Raw genomic sequence first — 16,708 nt, 5'->3', positions numbered from 1 at the left:
CCCGCGCAGGGGCAAATGCCTAGCCGAGCGTCGTCGCACGCTCTGGATACCCGCCGGTTGCCGGGGCGTCGCTGACGCACTCGCCGTACGACGTTAACCCGCTGTAGTGGACATGAAACGAGCCTCGAGCGCTTGCATCTGCGCCTGCAAAGGGTGAAATGGTGCCCGATGCCCTTCCCCGTCGGCAAAGCCAAACAGGCCAGCCGGGCAATAACGACCGTCGTCCCAGCCCGGGTAATCCAGAAAGGGATACCAACAGAGCGCTTCAACGGGCACCCCTCGGGCCAACGCGTGTGCCGCCTGTTCACTGACGTAGTCGAGCCAGGGTACGCGCTCGTCGTTTTCGGCACCGGTTTCCGAAATCAGCAACGGCCTTCGGTAGCGCTGATACACCTCCATCAACATACCGGCCAGCGGGCGATAACCTCGTTCGCCTTGTAGAATCTTCGGCCCGTTGAAAATCCACTGGTTATGGGGATAGAAATTAACGCCAATGATATCCAGGTATTCCTCGCGCCCCCCCAGCCCTGGCCATTGACGCCCGGCCAACATGTCCCAGGCTTCGAACTGCGCATTGCGGTAATGCTCGGCGCCACTGATCTCATCCGCACGGCGGGAGCCGGCGATGACATGGATCAACGGGTCGCATTGCACGAATCGGGCGGCCGGCGCCTGAGCACGCACCGCCTCGATCGCGGCGATGCTGGCGCGCACCAACTGATGTTTGAGTTCCTGACCCCGCCCGTGCCCGCACGGGTTGAAATAACCGACCTGCCCACCCGCCCAGCTCCAGAACGACATCTCGTTGATGGGCGAGTAAAACGGAGTGCCCACGCCTTCATCTTTCATCAGCCGCGCCACGGCCCCGGCAAAACGGGCAAAGCGTTCGACGAACTCGGGGCGCCAGACATCCAGCCCGTCGGGATAACCGTAGTGGCAGAGGTCCCATACCACCTGGATGTTGTGATCCCGTGCCGCGCGCAGCATCGGTAAAACGCTGCTCCAGTCATAGTGTCCCGGGCGCGATTCGATAAGGTGCCAGCGCAGACCATCTCGGGCGCACCGCACGCCAATCGCGCCCAGGGCGCGGTAATCCGGGTCGACCCATTTGGCATGCCCGGTGGTGGCCAACAAGTCCAGACGCTGCCCATCCTGTCGGCGGTGCGCCGCGCATTCATAGCCCGCCATCAAAAAGCTGCTGAATAAAGAGGACGAGCTCACCCCGCAACTCCGGCCAGCCACGCTGGCACCCCGCGTGTCATTCTGTTTCCACTGCGCGATCCATGACCTCGACGCCCGCCTCCTGCGCGATGCGCTGATAAAGCGCGAGCGCCTGCCCTACCACTTGATCCATGTTGTAGTACTTGTAAGTGCCGAGGCGCCCGAGAAACATTACGCCCGGGGTTTCATCCGCCAATGCCTTGTAGCGTTTGTACAACTCGGCGTTTTCGGGACGCGGGATCGGGTAGTAGGGATCGCCGTCTGCACAGGGGAATTCGTAGCTGATGCTGGTCAACGGGTGCTCCTGCCCGGTCAGGTGTTTGTATTCGGTGATCCGCGTATAGGGCACGCTCTGAACGGGATAATTGACCACCGCCACCGGCTGGAACTGCGCCTCCTGCAAGGTCTCATGCTGGAATCGCAATGAACGGTAAGGCAATCGGCCAAAACAGAAATCGAAATACTCATCGATCGGCCCGCAATAAATCAGCTGCTTATAGTCCATCCGATTCCGGACGTCAGCGAAATCAGTGCCTAGCAGCACATCAATGCGGGGGTGATCCAGCATTCGCTCGAACATGTGCGTATAGCCATTGAGCGGCATCATCTGAAAGCTGTCCGTGAAATAGCGGTCGTCTTCGTTGGTGCGGGTCGGAACCCGAGAAGTCACAGACTTGTCCAGGTCCGACGGATCAAGGCCCCACTGCTTGCGGGTGTACCCCCTGAAGAACTTCTCGTAAAGCTCACGGCCAATCTGGTTGATGACCACGTCTTCGGAAGTCCGGATGGCCGCCACCGGCTCGGCACGCTCAGCCAGGAAAATCTCTGCATCAGCACGTGTCATGGACAACCCGTACAAGGTGTTCAACGTGGTGAGATTGATGGGGATCGGCACGAGATGTTCATCCACCCGGGCCAGCACCCGATGCTCATACGGCCTCCATTCGGTGAAGCGCGAGAGGTAGTCAACGATGCGCTGGGCGTTGGTGTGAAAGATATGCGGGCCATAGCGATGGACCATGACCCCGGCCGCATCCAGATGATCAAACGCATTGCCGGCAATGTGCTCGCGGCGATCGACCAGCAGGACATGGTTTCCCAACCCCGCTGCCAGACGTTCGGCAATCACACTGCCGGCGAATCCCGCCCCCACGATCAAATAGTCGTAGGGGCGTTTTTCCGTCAGCTGCGACGGCCCATTGATCGCACGTTCCAGGCTCACCTCAGGCATTCGATTTGCTCCTTCATCACCGCGCAGGTCTTGTCCCATGACATGCCGTCCAACACCTGGTCCGCCCGATGAGCGACAGCCCCGCCCGCTTTGGTGCCCAACGCGGCTTTAACGGCAGCGATGAACTCAGGTGCCGTCGATGCAATGGTGACCACGCCGCTGTCGCCGTAACCGCTGATAACGTCCTGAATGGGCGTGGAAACCACGGGGCAACCGCCCGCCAGGTATTCGGGGGTTTTGGTGGGGCTGATGAACCGCGTCGATTCATTAATGGCAAAAGGCATCAACGCTACGTCCCAACCCGCAAGGTAAGCCGGCAGCTGTGCGTATTCCTTGGGTCCCAGGTAATGAATGTTGTCGTGGCGCGGCAAGGTCGCCGGGTCGATCTTCACGACCGGCCCGATCAACACGATCTGCCACTCCGGGCGTTGCGTTGCCAGTTCGCCCACCAGTCCGATGTCGAAGCGTTCGTCGATAACACCAAAGAACCCCAGCCGGGGTTTGCCGATAGACGCCTGATCTGCGGGGTCAGGCAAGGCGTCCCGGGCCATCGCGAAGTGAGCGATATCGACGCTGCTGGGCACCGCATGGGCATTCCCGTGCTGGCTGCGCTTTGCCTCCCACAGACTGCGCCCGCCCGTGAAAACAACGTCAGCCCTGGCCATGAGTTGGCGCTCGCGATCCAGCAGATCCGGTGGCGCACCTTTGAATGCGGACAATTCGTCCATGCAGTCAAAAATGGTCACCCGTGGATTCAGATGTTCGGTAAACGCCAGGCTCATGGGCGTTAGGTACCAGAGCAGCAGTTCGTCGACGGCCTGATCGGCCAGGTATTCGTCGAGCAGCTGGCGCTGAGCGGCTACCGCCCGTTGGGGATCCATGCCCGATGGCAGGCATGGCAGCAGCACCGTGATCCCGCTGACGGGCACGGAGGACTCCAGCGTTGGCCGCGGCGTGTCGGTAAAAATCGGTTCTTCGAAAAACAACACGTCGTAGTCCTTCGACAGACGCGACATAACGTGCTGGGGACGCTGATACACAAAGCCCCAGCGCAGGTGGGAGAGGCAAAGCAAGGTTGGCCTGGCCGCCGCGGTTGAGGCGGGCTGGGCACTGATCTGGATCGGCAAGAGATAGTCGGGTTGCTCAATAAGATTCATATCGAATTCCCTTTTAAATTCCGGAATCGAGACTGAAGCAATACCGCCCGGCTTCGACCGCACTCGTCTGCTTTAAGGAAGTGCGGCCTGGTGACAGGGCATCACGGTCTGCGCGCTCCTATAGATAGGAGCTGCCGCTTTTCGGAGCCGTTCAACGCACCTAAGGGGAAAGCCGATGAACTGCACTGACCGGTCAGCAAAACCCGGTGAACTCCTGCACGGCCACACGCCCATAACTTCATGACGTTTCGATGGCGCTTCGCTGACAGTGAAACGTATCAAAGGATGTCCGGCAGTTTGTAGTCGCCGCCACAGGTGATGAATGAGGACGACATATGATCTTGGTAACTGGCGGTGCAGGCTATATCGGTGCGCATGTAGTGCTTGAATTGATGAGTCACGGAGAGGATGCGCTGATTCTGGATAACCTCTGTAACAGTTCGCGGTCATCGCTGGAGCGGATGGCCAGTATCAGCGGCCGACGACCCGTGTTCGTGCAGGGCGACGTCCGCAATCGTGGCGTTCTGGATACGTTGTTCCACGAATACAGCATCAATGCCGTGATTCATTGTGCGGGCCTCAAGGCTGTAGGCGAAAGCGTGCGCGAGCCGCTGCGGTATTACGACACCAACGTCGGCGGCAGCGTGACGCTGTGTCAGGCGATGAAAGATGCAGGGGTTTTCACCCTGGTGTTCAGCTCCTCGGCCACGGTGTATGGCGATTGCGCGCGCATGCCCATCAACGAGACCTGCGCGACCGGTAATCCCTCGAACCCCTATGGCCAGTCCAAGCTGATGGCGGAAAACGTGATGAAGAGCATGGTGGCGTCTGACCCGCGCTGGTCGGTAGGTTTACTTCGTTACTTCAATCCGATCGGTGCCCACGAGTCAGGCAAGCTGGGTGAGGCGCCAACACTTACGCCCAACAACCTGCTGCCGTATCTGCTTCAGGTTGCCAGCGGTCAACGCCCTGCTTTGCACGTATTTGGCACCGACTACGAAACCCACGATGGCACCGGAATCCGCGATTACGTGCACGTAGTTGACCTGGCAGAAGGCCATCTCAAGGCCCTGCAGGCTCTGCGTGCCCAGCGCGGGGTGCACATCTGGAACTTCGGAACAGGCCAGGGTTATTCGGTAATTGACGTGGTCAAGGCCTTCGAGCGGGTGTGTGGAATTACCGTTCCGCTGAGCTACGAACCTCGCCGCCCGGGCGACATTGCCCGGTGCTGGGCGGACCCCGGCAAGGCATCTCTGGAACTGGGCTGGTGCGCCCATCGCTCGCTGGAGCGAATGCTGGCCGACGCCTGGCGTTGGCAATGCAGCCAGACCCACGCCTTTGACACCCAGGTGGGTTGATAGCGTCGACGGGGAAAGTCCGATGGGCTCCGTGAACGGTGGAAGCGTCGAAGTCACTCGACGCTTCCTTTCGTCCGTTACGAGCCTTGCTGGCCGGGAATGTCCGAGTCTGCGGGTTCTGCATCGGGGTCGGGGCCGGTCTGAGCCCCAATCGCCGAGGCGCTTGTGGGGCTGCTCTGCGATCCGTTCATCTCGCTGTGTTCGCCCTGCTCTGCTTCCAGTTCCTCGCGAGCCTGACGCCAGTGATCTTCAGGCGAGCCTTCAGCCTCACCGCTCTTCTGCCACAGTTCATAGGCACGCTGACGAATGGTTTCTTCATCGATCATTTCGAGACTCCTTTGAGGTGGATGTAAGTTCGCGCCGCAACGCGACGACGATTGGCAGCCGCCCGGCTTCACCTCTCAGTGCTTGCCTGTTCTGATCCAGACCTTGACCCCGTGCTGCTTCGGTGACGGACAAGCGTGGGCGACCGAGTTCTTAATAAAGCCCATAGACACCTTCGAAGTCGTACAGCCCGATAGGTGGTCGCCTTCAACTCCGACTGCAATGGGGTGAGCCGTTGGTCGGCCGTCGGGTTTTCCTATAAAACCAACCCTGACCAGGCGCTTCCAAAAAGATGTTACCCGGACGCGTGTTCGCGGCGGGCTCACGCTTGAGGGGAGCAGAACTTCATGTCTAGCCATCCATCCGTGCAATGCGCATGTCCAGATTGCACCTGCGTAATAGACGAGCATCAGGGCATCGACCGCAACGGTGAGATTTTCTGCAGCGACGCGTGCGCAGACCTGCACCCGCACGGAACACCTTGCCCATCGGAGTCATGCCAGTGCGAATCCGGAGTGCGTGTCGGTGAAAGCCATGTCACCGAGTCGAACCTTGACGAGGCCCTGGATGAGACATTTCCGGCCAGCGACCCCATTTCGCCGTGATAAACCGTGACCGAGGGTCACACGCAGATGGCTGCACCACGGTGTCATCTGAAGGGCGCTTGCGCAGTAGCGCACGGAGGTCACGAAGCCCGCGAAGCGGTGGTCTGCTAAACCGCTATCGCTGCCTCGCGCTGCTCGTGAGCGCCTACATGAGGCCATCGTTATTCGCGTGCAGTCGCCATAACGGCTTGTAGCGCGGTCTTGCCAGGGGTGCATCAGCTGCTCTCGCCGGAACCACTGCGCCGAATGACACGGCGTCGGTCAGCCGATCGCCAGTACGACAAGCACCAACATCTCCAACAATTCCAGCAACGCGCCGGCGGTATCGCCCGTGGTGCCGCCAAGTCGGCGGATCATCAGGTGGCGCAGCCACAAAAACGCCACCGCCGACGCCAGCAGGATGATAAAACCGAAAAGCCCGGCAAGTACCAGGCATGCCACGGCGCTCAGCAGCAGAACCTGACGCCCGGCCTGGCGTGGCAAGTGATCGGCCATGGCCTGGCCCAGCCCACCGGCGCGCACATAAGGCGTTGAGAGAAACAACCCGAGCATGGCGCTGCGCCCGATCAACGGCGCAAGCAACAAGCCCAGAGGATGGTGGCTTTCGATCAACGCCAGCAGCGCGGTGAACTTGAGCAACAACACCAGCACCAGCGTCACCACCGCAATGGGGCCGCTGCGAGGATCCTTCATGATGCTCAACGTGCGTTCGCGATCACCAAAGCCACCCAGCCAGGCGTCGGCGCTATCCGCCAGGCCGTCCAGATGCAGGCCGCCACTGAGCAATACCCAGAAGGCCAGCAGCAATGCGGCGTGCAGCATCAGCGGCGTGCCTTCGAGGAGCGCGTTCAGGCCCAGCAGCAGAACGCCGAAGAGCAGGCCCACCAAGGGGTAGAACAGCAACGAGCGCCCCAACTCCTGAGGCTGCGGCATGCCGGGCAGGCGTACAGGCAGGCTGCTGAGAAATTGCAGGGCTATCCAGAACGGCAACATCTCAGACCTCCGCCAACTGGCCGCCCGCCGTGACGTTTACCGCCAGCAATGCACCATGGCCGACCTGAACCTGCAGCAACTGTTCACGCGGTAAACCCCGAGCCTGGGCAAGCAGTAAACGCATGACGCCGCCATGGCTGATCAACAGAACCCGCTCCCCGGCATAAGCCTGTTGCAAACCGTGCACGGCGGCCAGGACACGTGCCGAAAACTCAATCACCGGCTCGCCATTGGGTGGCGTGAAGGTGTACGGATCAGCCCAGAACAACCCCAGTCCTTCGGCATCGGTTTGCATCAACTGTGCGGCGCTGTGCCCTTCCCAGTCACCGAAGTGCAATTCCTGTAAGCGTGATTCGAAACTCAACGGCAGCGCCAATTGCTCGGCCAGCGCTTCAGCAAAGCGAGCGCAGCGCTGCAAGGGGGAACTCACGATGCGGTCCCACGGACCGCCTTGCTCCACCGCCGACCGCATCTGTGCCCAGCCGGTATCGGTCAAGGCATCGTCGAGGCTGCCGCGCAGACCGCCGCCCAGTTCGGTTTCGCCGTGGCGCAGCAGGTCAAGGTGCAAGGTCATGCCGGACGATCCGCCACGGCCGCTTCGGCGAAGGTCGCCATGCCGTTGTGCAACTGACAGGCCAGGCGCACCAGCGGCACCGCCAACGCCGCGCCGCTGCCTTCACCCAGGCGCAAGCCCAGATCCAGCAAAGGTTCGGCTTGCAGGGTTTCCAGCAAATGACGATGCCCCGGCTCCGCGCCACGGTGGCCGAACAGCAGCCACTCCCGGCACGACGGGTTCAACCGTATCGCCACCAGGGCGGCGACGCTGCAGATAAAGCCATCCACCAGGACCGCAATGCCTTCCTGGGCGCACGCCAGATACGCCCCCACCAACGCCGCGACTTCAAATCCGCCCAAGCTGAACAGGCTTTGCAAGGGATCGCCCGCATGCTCGGCATGCACCCGCAGCGCCGATTCGATCACTTGGGTTTTATGGGCGATGCCCGCCGCATTCAGTCCGGTGCCGGGACCGACCAGCAACTGGGCCGCACACTCCAGCACCGAGCAGGCCACCGCGCTGGCCGAAGCCGTATTGCCGATGCCCATTTCGCCGCCGACGAACAGTTCAGTGCCCACCGCCCTGGCACGCAGCACGCTGTCGCGCCCGGCCTGCAAGGCTAGCAAACCCTGCTCTTGCGTCATCGCCGGGCCTTTGGCGAAGTTGGCGGTGCCCGCGCCAATACGCAAATGGCGTACTCCCTCAAGGTCCAGCGGCGCAACGGTGCCCAGATCCACCACATCCAGTTGCGCAGAAAGGTGCTGCGCGAGCACGCTGATTGCAGCACCGCCGGTGACGAAGTTATGCAGCATCTGCCCGGTCACTTCCTGCGGGTACGCCGAAACACCTTCGGCCACCACGCCATGATCACCGGCGAAAATCGCGATCCAGACAGCGTCCGTCCTGGGCTTGGCCCGCCCCTGCAAACCGGCCAGTTGCACCGCGACACGTTCAAGCTGGCCCAGGGAACCGGCGGGCTTGGTCAATTGCTGCTGACGCGCCAGCGCGTCTTCGCGCGCCGCCACGTTGATCGCCCGAGCAGGCTTGAGCCACCAGGAATTACTCATAATGCGGATCCTTTCAAAGTCAGTGGCAGGCCGGCAACCGTCAACACCACACGCTGGCAACGTTCGGCCAAGGCTTGATGCAACAGACCCGCTTCGTCGACATAACGGCGGGTCAGCTCACCGAGCGGCACGACGCCCAACCCGGTTTCGTTGCTGACAAAAATGATTTCACCCGGCAACAGGCTCAGGCAATCGAGCAAGGCCTCGGCCTCGCCGGTCAGGCGTTCAGGGTCATCCAGCAGTAAAAGATTGGTGAGCCACAGCGTCAGGCAATCCACCAGCAGGCAACGATCTACCGCGGCGTTTTCCCGCAGGACGCGGGCCAGTTCCAGAGGTTCTTCAATCAGCCCCCAACTGTCCGGGCGACGCTGGCGATGCAGCGCAACGCGCTGATTCAGCTCTCCGTCCACTGGCTGGCTGGTGGCGATATAAATGACGTCCAGGCCCGATTCAGTGGCCAGGCGCTCCGCCAGACGGCTCTTGCCCGACCGCGCCCCGCCAAGGATCAACTGCAACATGTCAGCGATCCTCCGACGCGGTGTTACGCAATCCGCATAGATCACGCAGCAAGGTGCCGTCCAGATGAAGCTCCACCAGATCCGCCAGACGCTCGATGTCCCGCTCGCGCAAGGCGTGATAATCCACTGGCTGCACGTGCTCAAGACCGGCCCAACGTAATAACGCGCTGCACGCCGCCGGGGTCTCGAACAAACCATGCAAGTAGGTGCCGAATATTTGCCCGTCAGCGCTTTGCGCACCGTCGCAGCGATGGTCGTCCAGCTGCACCGCCGGATTGTCCAGCGCCGCGCCCGTGGTCACCCCCGCATGAATCTCGTAACCGCTGACTTCGACATTTTCCAGCAACAGACGCCCGCGCACATTGCGCAGCTGCTTGTGCTCTTCCAGCACGGTACTGATGTTCAGCAAACCCAGGCCGGGGCTGGATCCGGCGGCCCCTTCCAGGCCCAGCGGGTCGTGCAGCTGCTCGCCCAACATTTGCAGGCCGCCGCAGATCCCCAGCAGCTTGCCGCCATAACGCAGATGCCGGTCAATGGCGGTGTCCCAGCCGTTGGCACGCAAATAGGTCAGGTCACTGCGCACGCTTTTTGAGCCGGGCAAAATAATCAGGTCGGCCGCAGGAATGGCCTGACCGGGACCAATAAACTGCAAATTGACTTGGGGATGCAGGCGTAGCGGGTCGAAGTCGGTGTGATTACTGATGCGCGGCAGGATCGGCACGACCACGTTCAGGACCTGTTCGACTTTGTCGGTCTGACGCTGATCAAGGCCGTCTTCAGCCTCCAGATGCAGGTCCGTCACGTAAGGCAGAACGCCAACGACAGGCTTGCCCGTGCGTGCTTCGAGCCAGTCCAGCCCCGGTTGCAGCAAGGCAATGTCGCCCCGAAACCGGTTGATGATGAAGCCTTTGATCCGTGCCTGCTCGCTGGGCGACAGCAGCTCCAGCGTCCCCACCAGATGAGCGAAAACCCCGCCGCGATTGATGTCAGCGATCAGCAGCACCGGGCAATCCACCGCCTCGGCAAAGCCCATGTTGGCGATATCGTTGGCCCGCAGGTTGATTTCGGCGGGTGAACCCGCGCCTTCGACGACGATCACCGGATAGGTTTCGCTCAGGCGTTGATGGGATTGCAAGACCGCCTGCATGGCGATTTCTTTGTAACCGTGATAGGCCACCGCATTCATGGTGGTGACGGCGCGGCCATGAATGATGACCTGCGCGCCCGTGTCGCTGTTGGGCTTGAGCAGCACGGGATTCATGTCGGTATGGGGTTGCAGACCGCACGCCTGGGCCTGCACCGCCTGGGCGCGACCGATCTCGCCGCCATCGGCGGTCACTGCACTGTTGAGCGCCATGTTCTGCGGTTTGAACGGCACGACACTGACGCCCTGCCGAGTCAGCCAGCGGCACAACGCCGTCACCAATGTGCTTTTTCCGGCATCGGATGTCGTGCCTTGCACCATCAACGTGGTCATGTATTTTCTCGATTGAATTCGCTCAAGGCGCTGTCCAGGCGTTGCCATTGCGCCTCGTCGCCGGGCAAGCCGAATCGCAGGCTGCTGTGGTGCGGGCCATCATTGAGGAACAGGCGCAGTAGTATGCCGCGCTGAGCGCAGAACTCGTAAAGTGCCGCCGCACACGGCGTGACGAGCCACTGAAACAGCGCACAGCCACCTTGCGGGGGCAGACCGTGACGCGTGAGCAAGTCCAACAGACGTTGGCTGGCCTCTTCGGTGCGCAGTCGTTGCTCGTGATGGCCCCGAATGTCCCTCAGACAAACCTGACCCAACACCCTTGTTGGCCCACTGACAGCCCAGGGGCCGATATCGCGGGCAAGCAATTTGAGCAGGCGCGGTTCTGCCAGCACAAACCCCAGACGAACCCCGGCCAAACCGAAAAACTTGCCGAACGAGCGCAAGACGATCAAACCGGTGCGCCAGGTTTCGGCCGCCAGACTCAAGCCCGGCGTGTTGTCCATAAAAGCTTCATCCACCACCAGCCAGCCGCCCCGCTCTGCCAGCCGCCCATGCCAAGTGAGCAACTGCTCGGGAGGCAGATTCAGGCCGGTAGGATTGTTCGGGTTGACCACGACCAGAACGTCGAGGCTGTCCAGAAAATAATCCACCTCGTGTTCCAGTATTTCCCGAACCAGAAAACCGGCAGTGCGCCAGGCCTGGGCATGTTCGGCGTAACAAGGGGACAACACGCCGACCTTGCCCGCACTGCGCAGGCGCGGTAACGCCTGAATCGCCGCCTGGGAACCCGGCACCGGCAAGACCTCGGGGGCGCCGTAAAAAGCGCACGCCGCCTGTTCCAGACCGTCATTGGTTTCAGGCAGACGCGCCCAGGCGTGCGGCGGGATCGGCGGAATCGGCCAGGCCAGGGGCGCAATGCCCGTGGAAAGATCCAGCCATTCGTTCTCGGCTATGGCGTAACGCAGCGCCGCAGCACGCAGGCGCCCACCGTGTTCAAGCATAGAATTGCGCTCCCGCACACAGAATGAGCAACCACAACCAGACCCCGCGCTGCACCAGTTGCCAGCCTCGATCAATGGATTGCGCGTCGGCGGGCACGCCCTCGCCCAGTTGCGGGCGTTGATGAACCTTGCCGTGATAAATCGCCGCGCCGCCCAGTTCAACACCCAGCGCGCCGGCACCCGCCGCCATGACCGGCCCTGCATTGGGGCTGTCCCAGGTGGGGCCCTGCGTGCGCCAGCAGCGTAGCGCAAGTCGGGTCTTGCCCAGTAACGCGTAAGTCAGCGCCACCAGACGTGCAGGAATGTAGTTAAGCAAATCATCGATCTTTGCCGCCGCCCAACCGAAGCGCTCAAAGCGCTCGTTGCGATAACCCCACATGGCATCCAGCGTATTGCTCAATCGGTACAACACAACGCCCGGTGCACCCGCGATGGCAAACCAGAACAAGGCGGCGAACACGGCGTCACTGCCGTTCTCCAGCACCGATTCGGTTGCCGCCCGGGCCACTTCCGTGGCGTCCAGTTCCGAGGTCTGGCGGCTGACCAGATAGCCCACTCGACGACGCGCCTCTTCCAGGTTGTCGGCACGCAATGCCTGGGCCACAGGCTCCACATGCTCGCCAAGACTGCGCAAGCCGAGGGCGCAATACAGCGCGAGGATTTCCACCAGCCAGCCGATATACGGCAGCCAACTCAACACAGTGGCCAGCAATGTCAGCGGGATCACCGCCAGAAACCACGCCGTGACGCCATGACTGCGCCAACCGCGGCCGCCAGCATTGAAGCGCCGTTCGATGCGATCGGCAAAGCGCCCGAAGGCCACCAGCGGATGCGACCGCTTCGGCTCGCCCAGCAACGCATCCAGCGCCACCCCGGCGACGCTCATCAGCGCCACACTCATTGACTCACTCCCCATTGATTCTCGTACAGCATTTCACTGAGCCCACGCGCTTGCGTCCAGCCTTCCATGACCAGCATCGGCGCCGGGTAAAACTCCGTCACCGGCCCCAGACACAGCACGGCCAACGGTTTCGCACCGGCGGGCATGTTCAGCAGATCCGCCAGGGCCTGAGGCTCGAACAACGACACCCAGCCCATCCCCAGCCCTTCAGCCCGCGCCGCCAGCCACAGGTTCTGGATGGCGCAGGACAACGAAGCCAAGTCCATTTCCGGCAGGGTGCGGCGGCCGAAAATGTGTTTTTCCCGGTCATCCGCCAGCGCGGCGACGAGCACTTCCGCGCAGTCATCGATACCGTCGACCTTGAGCTTCATAAAGTCATCGGCACGCTCGCCCAACGCCTGGGCGGTGCGAATCCGCTCCTGCTCCACCAAAGCCTTGATCCGCGCGCGCAACCCTCGGTCGGTGACGCGAATAAAGCGCCACGGCTGCATCAACCCCACACTGGGTGCCTGATGCGCAGCACCGAGCAGTCTGGCCAGTAATTCAGGGGCCACCGTGCCGCCGCTGAAATGGCGCATGTCGCGCCGTTCGGCGATAGCCCGGTACACCGCCGCACGCTCGTCGGCGCTGAACGCTTGATCATTCATGGCTTGAAAAGCGCCGCCACCGCTTGAGGATTGGAAGGGAAATAGAAGTGTACGTAGGAGGCGGTCATGCGCCCGTCGCGATAAACCGCTTCCGCGCCACGCCCGCCGTTGGGGCTGGTGCCCCGGGCAATGGGCTGCAATTCGGTGCTGGTCAACGAATGGTGATACGTATGGCCGCGCAGCTCGCCTTCCGGCAATGCGACGGTTTGCAACGCCAATGCCGCCAGACGCTTCTGCATGACGGCCTCACCGGCCAACAACCCCACCAGTTCGGCACGCTGGCCGTCCACATCGGTCAGGGCATCAAGCAGGTACAACATGCCGCCGCACTCGGCCAGCAAGGGTTTGCCCGCCTGATGGTGCTGGCGTATCGCGTTCAGCATGGTCGTGTTCTGGCTCAGGGCCAGGTGATGCAACTCAGGGTAGCCGCCGGGCAGGTACAGGCTATCGGCATCCGGCAGCGCTGCATCGCGGATCGGTGAGAAAAACACCAATTCAGCGCCCATGGCCCGCAGCAGATCCAGACTGGCCCCGTAAGTGAACGCAAAGGCTTCGTCGTGGGCGACGGCAATGGTCACGCCTTCCAGCAAGGGCTCGGCGGGCACTCTATCCGGCGCGGCAAAGGTCACCGCAGGCGGCAGTGCAACTTCGCACGTGCTGGCCAGCGCCTCGGCGGCGGCATCCAGACGCACGTCCAGATCGTTGAGTTCGCTGGCCTGCACAAGCCCCAGGTGACGACTCGGCAACTCGATACCGGTTTCCCGGGACAGCGCGCCGTACCAGCGCAGCCCTTCCGTCAGGCTGCCTTCGAGCAGTTGCGCATGGCGCACGGTGCCGACCCGGTTGGCCAACACGCCGGCGAAGGGCAAATCCGGCTGATAACGCGCCAGCCCCAACGCCAGCGCGCCGAAGGTCTGTGCCATGGCCGTGCCGTCGATGACGCCCAGCACCGGCACGCCAAAATGACGAGCCAGGTCGGCGCTGGAGGGGGTGCCGTCAAACAGGCCCATCACGCCTTCGATCAGGATCAGATCGGCTTCGCCCGCCGCCTGCCACAACAGGCGACGGCTTTCCTCGGCACCGACCATCCACAAATCCAGCTGATACACCGGCGCACCGCTGGCGCGCTCCAGGATCATCGGGTCGAGAAAATCAGGCCCGCACTTGAACACACGAACCTTGCGGCCTTGATTACGGTGCAACCTGGCCAGCGCAGCGGTGACCGTTGTTTTGCCCTGGCCGGAAGCCGGAGCGGCAATCAAGACGGCCGGACAGTGACGCGGCTCGCTCACAGCTCAATGCCTTTCTGCGCACGAATGCCAGCCTGGAACGCGTGTTTAACGACGCTGATTTCGGAAACCGTGTCCGCCATGTCGATCATTTCCGGCTTCGCACCGCGCCCGGTGACGATCACATGCTGCATGGGCGGGCGGGCTTGCAGGTCGCCGAGCACTCTCTCAATGTCCAGATAGCCATGCTTGAGGGCGATGTTCAATTCGTCCAGGACCACCATGCCGATGGCCGGGTCACGGAGCATTTCCAGGGAAACTTCCCAGGCGGCCTCGGCCGCGGCGATGTCGCGCTGACGATCCTGGGTTTCCCAGGTGTAGCCCTCGCCCATCACGTGATAGCGAACCTGCTCGGGAAAGCGTCGGAAAAAGAACTCCTCCCCGGTGCTGTTGCTGCCCTTGATGAACTGCACGACGCCGCACTGCATGCCGTGCCCCATGGCCCGGGCCAGCATGCCGAACGCGGAGCTGCTCTTGCCTTTGCCGTTACCGGTCAGGACCAGCAGCAGCCCGCATTCGTTGGGTGCGCTGGCGATGCGCTCGTCCATCACGGCTTTTTTGCGCAGCATGCGCGCCAGATGGCGTTCGTCGCGTTCGGGGGATTCGTTCATCTCAGCTCTCCGCTTGAGGGCACGCGAAAGCAGACGGCAGGCAACAGCCAGTGGCTGACAGCACGACTTTCGTCATGCCCAGAGCCAGAGCATCGCCCGCCGTGATGCTGTTGAATGGATCAGGCCGGTCTCCGGGCTCATGAGCGGGAAATTCCCGACTGTGCGCCTTCCCATGTCTGTCGAACACAGTGGCATCAGGCACAGCTTCACTCATCTACCGTTGCGGGGGCAGCACCGGGATGGGTCGCCTTGAGCGTCCGTACCGGTTTCCCTGTTTCACTCAATCAATCCGGGGATTTTGAGCACCTGAAACAAAGGGCGCAGGGTAGTGGCTTGAGGCGGGAGCGTCAATCAACTCAGCAACCGGTTGAACCCTCAAAGCTCAGGCCTCTCTATCACTTACTGGACCATTGCCCGTTATGGAGATCGAATATGTTCAAGCTCAAACCTCAGTTAGCGCTATTGCTACTGGTTGCGGGAGGCCTGGCGGCCTGTGGTGAGTCATCGACCCTGCAGGTCAGCGACGGCACCGGACCGTCGCCCAGGCTGCCGGAGCCGAACAAGACGCTGATCCCGACGGTCAACATAGCGCCCGCCGTGGGCTGGGAAAAGGACGCGAAACCGGTCGCCGCCAAAGGCACTCAGGTTGCCGCGTTCGCTGAGCATCTGGACCACCCGCGTTGGCTTTACGTGCTGCCCAATGGCGATGTGCTGGTGGCTGAAACCAACTCACCGCCCAAGCCTGACGACAACAAAGGCATTCGTGGTTGGGTCATGGGCAAGGTCATGGGTCGCGCCGGTGCCGGAGTTCCCAGCCCCAACCGCATTACTTTGTTGCGCGACAAGGATCACGACGGCGTTGCTGAAACCCGCACGGTGTTCCTGGCAAACCTTAACTCACCGTTCGGCATGACGCTGGTGGGCGACAAACTGTATGTGGCTGATACCGATCGACTGATCAGCTTCCCGTATCAGGACGGCCAGACTTCCATCAGTGCGCAACCTACCAAGGTCGTGGACCTTCCCGGCGGCACGTTGAATCACCACTGGACCAAGAATGTCATAGCCAGCAAGGACGGCAGCAAGCTGTATGTGACGGTCGGCTCCAACAGCAACGTCGCGGAGAACGGTATGGCGGCTGAAGAAGGTCGCGCCGCCATTTGGGAAGTCGATGCAGCCACCGGCTCCCATCGCATCTTTGCCTCAGGCTTGCGCAACCCCAACGGCATGGACTGGGAACCCACCACCGGCAAGTTGTGGACAGCCGTTAACGAGCGTGACGAAATCGGCAGCGATCTGGTGCCGGACTACATCACGTCGGTGCAGGATGGCGGCTTCTACGGTTGGCCCTATAGCTACTACGGCCAGAATGTGGATGTGCGCGTGACCCCGCAAAACCCCGAACTGGTCGCCAAGGCTATCGCCCCGGACTATGCCGTCGGCCCGCACACGGCCTCTCTTGGACTGGTGTTCGCCGATGGCAAGACCTTGCCGGCGCCGTTCAATGAAGGCGCATTTATCGGCCAGCACGGCTCCTGGAACCGTAAACCCCACAGCGGCTACAAAGTACTGTTCGTACCGTTCAGTGGCGGCAAGCCCAGTGGCGCACCGATTGATCTGTTGACCGGCTTTTTGAACGCAGACGAAAAGGCACAGGGACGCCCGGTAGGCGTGGTCAATGATCGTCAGGGTGGGTTGTTGGTGGCCGATGATGTGGGGAACAAGATCTGGCGAGTGACTGCGGCGAAGTAG

At 61.8% G+C, this 16,708-nt stretch carries 17 protein-coding genes and 1 riboswitch; of the genes, 3 read left to right on the top strand and 14 right to left on the bottom strand.

What is annotated here, in order from left to right; translation table 11 throughout:
- Nucleotides 1–93: 93 nt before the first annotated feature.
- The 3 genes from ACP7B0_RS08555 to ACP7B0_RS08545 all read right to left on the bottom strand — a co-directional run bounded on the left by ACP7B0_RS08555 (nucleotide 94) and on the right by ACP7B0_RS08545 (nucleotide 3,609).
- Nucleotides 94–1,188 (bottom strand): beta-glucosidase, encoded by a 1,095-nt coding sequence (locus ACP7B0_RS08555; RefSeq protein WP_426140870.1) that lies wholly within the window; start codon nucleotides 1,186–1,188, stop codon nucleotides 94–96.
- Nucleotides 1,189–1,258: 70 nt separating this feature from the next.
- The gene (glf, locus tag ACP7B0_RS08550; protein WP_426140766.1) at nucleotides 1,259–2,452 is read right to left on the bottom strand and encodes a UDP-galactopyranose mutase; all 1,194 of its coding nucleotides are present in this window, start codon (nucleotides 2,450–2,452) and stop codon (nucleotides 1,259–1,261) included.
- Nucleotides 2,440–3,609 carry a glycosyltransferase family 1 protein gene (locus tag ACP7B0_RS08545; RefSeq protein WP_426140765.1) on the bottom strand — a complete coding sequence of 390 codons (1,170 nt, stop codon included), beginning with the start codon at nucleotides 3,607–3,609 and terminating at the stop codon, nucleotides 2,440–2,442. The genes glf and ACP7B0_RS08545 overlap by 13 nt, the downstream gene beginning before the upstream one ends.
- Before the next feature lie 335 nt (nucleotides 3,610–3,944).
- On the opposite strand from ACP7B0_RS08545, the gene galE reads away from it, so the two are divergent.
- Nucleotides 3,945–4,967, top strand: a complete 1,023-nt coding sequence (galE, locus tag ACP7B0_RS08540) for a UDP-glucose 4-epimerase GalE (protein ID WP_426140764.1) — start codon at nucleotides 3,945–3,947, stop codon at nucleotides 4,965–4,967.
- Between the two features lie 77 nt (nucleotides 4,968–5,044).
- Here galE and ACP7B0_RS08535 read toward each other — a convergent pair whose 3' ends face one another.
- Nucleotides 5,045–5,293, bottom strand: coding sequence for a DUF2934 domain-containing protein (locus ACP7B0_RS08535; protein ID WP_426140763.1), 249 nt, complete (start codon nucleotides 5,291–5,293; stop codon nucleotides 5,045–5,047).
- Between the two features lie 345 nt (nucleotides 5,294–5,638).
- Here ACP7B0_RS08535 and ACP7B0_RS08530 point away from each other — a divergent pair, with 345 nt between their 5' ends.
- The gene (locus ACP7B0_RS08530; RefSeq protein WP_426140761.1) at nucleotides 5,639–5,896 is read left to right on the top strand and encodes a metallothionein; all 258 of its coding nucleotides are present in this window, start codon (nucleotides 5,639–5,641) and stop codon (nucleotides 5,894–5,896) included.
- Nucleotides 5,897–6,157: 261 nt separating this feature from the next.
- Here ACP7B0_RS08530 and ACP7B0_RS08525 read toward each other — a convergent pair whose 3' ends face one another.
- Genes ACP7B0_RS08525 through cobO form a run of 10 tightly spaced genes read right to left on the bottom strand, consistent with a single transcriptional unit; the run spans nucleotide 6,158 to nucleotide 14,956 of the window.
- Nucleotides 6,158–6,889: an adenosylcobinamide-GDP ribazoletransferase gene (locus ACP7B0_RS08525; protein ID WP_426140760.1), complete on the bottom strand. Its 732-nt coding sequence runs from the start codon at nucleotides 6,887–6,889 to the stop codon at nucleotides 6,158–6,160.
- 1 nt (nucleotide 6,890) lies between these two features.
- Nucleotides 6,891–7,463 (bottom strand): alpha-ribazole phosphatase family protein, encoded by a 573-nt coding sequence (cobC, locus tag ACP7B0_RS08520; RefSeq protein ID WP_426140758.1) that lies wholly within the window; start codon nucleotides 7,461–7,463, stop codon nucleotides 6,891–6,893.
- Entirely contained in the window at nucleotides 7,460–8,512 is a 1,053-nt protein-coding gene (gene cobT, locus ACP7B0_RS08515; RefSeq protein WP_426140757.1) for a nicotinate-nucleotide--dimethylbenzimidazole phosphoribosyltransferase, read from the bottom strand. Before cobT ends, cobC begins: the two co-directional genes overlap by 4 nt.
- Complete coding sequence (cobU, locus tag ACP7B0_RS08510; RefSeq protein ID WP_426140756.1) at nucleotides 8,509–9,030, bottom strand: bifunctional adenosylcobinamide kinase/adenosylcobinamide-phosphate guanylyltransferase; 522 nt, start codon at nucleotides 9,028–9,030, stop codon at nucleotides 8,509–8,511. Before cobU ends, cobT begins: the two co-directional genes overlap by 4 nt.
- Before the next feature lies 1 nt (nucleotide 9,031).
- On the bottom strand, nucleotides 9,032–10,507 hold the full coding sequence (locus ACP7B0_RS08505; RefSeq protein WP_426140755.1) for a cobyric acid synthase: 1,476 nt from the start codon (nucleotides 10,505–10,507) through the stop codon (nucleotides 9,032–9,034).
- A complete protein-coding gene (cobD, locus tag ACP7B0_RS08500) occupies nucleotides 10,504–11,508 on the bottom strand; it encodes a threonine-phosphate decarboxylase CobD (protein WP_426140754.1) in 1,005 nt (334 codons plus the stop codon). The genes ACP7B0_RS08505 and cobD overlap by 4 nt, the downstream gene beginning before the upstream one ends.
- Nucleotides 11,501–12,409: an adenosylcobinamide-phosphate synthase CbiB gene (gene cbiB / locus ACP7B0_RS08495; protein WP_426140752.1), complete on the bottom strand. Its 909-nt coding sequence runs from the start codon at nucleotides 12,407–12,409 to the stop codon at nucleotides 11,501–11,503. The genes cobD and cbiB overlap by 8 nt, the downstream gene beginning before the upstream one ends.
- Nucleotides 12,406–13,056, bottom strand: coding sequence for a 5,6-dimethylbenzimidazole synthase (bluB, locus tag ACP7B0_RS08490; protein ID WP_426140750.1), 651 nt, complete (start codon nucleotides 13,054–13,056; stop codon nucleotides 12,406–12,408). Before bluB ends, cbiB begins: the two co-directional genes overlap by 4 nt.
- Complete coding sequence (locus ACP7B0_RS08485) at nucleotides 13,053–14,348, bottom strand: cobyrinate a,c-diamide synthase (protein WP_426140748.1); 1,296 nt, start codon at nucleotides 14,346–14,348, stop codon at nucleotides 13,053–13,055. Before ACP7B0_RS08485 ends, bluB begins: the two co-directional genes overlap by 4 nt.
- Nucleotides 14,345–14,956: a cob(I)yrinic acid a,c-diamide adenosyltransferase gene (gene cobO / locus ACP7B0_RS08480; RefSeq protein WP_426140747.1), complete on the bottom strand. Its 612-nt coding sequence runs from the start codon at nucleotides 14,954–14,956 to the stop codon at nucleotides 14,345–14,347. Before cobO ends, ACP7B0_RS08485 begins: the two co-directional genes overlap by 4 nt.
- Before the next feature lie 105 nt (nucleotides 14,957–15,061).
- A riboswitch (cobalamin riboswitch) is annotated at nucleotides 15,062–15,281 on the bottom strand.
- A gap of 107 nt (nucleotides 15,282–15,388) precedes the next feature.
- Here cobO and ACP7B0_RS08475 point away from each other — a divergent pair.
- The gene (locus ACP7B0_RS08475) at nucleotides 15,389–16,708 is read left to right on the top strand and encodes a PQQ-dependent sugar dehydrogenase (RefSeq protein ID WP_426140746.1); all 1,320 of its coding nucleotides are present in this window, start codon (nucleotides 15,389–15,391) and stop codon (nucleotides 16,706–16,708) included.

It is taken from the genome of Pseudomonas sp. DWP3-1-2 (assembly GCF_049896285.1).
Taxonomy (GTDB): Bacteria; Pseudomonadota; Gammaproteobacteria; order Pseudomonadales; family Pseudomonadaceae; genus Aquipseudomonas.
Note: the sequence above shows the minus strand (reverse complement) of the source record. Positions and strands in the feature narration are given on the sequence as shown.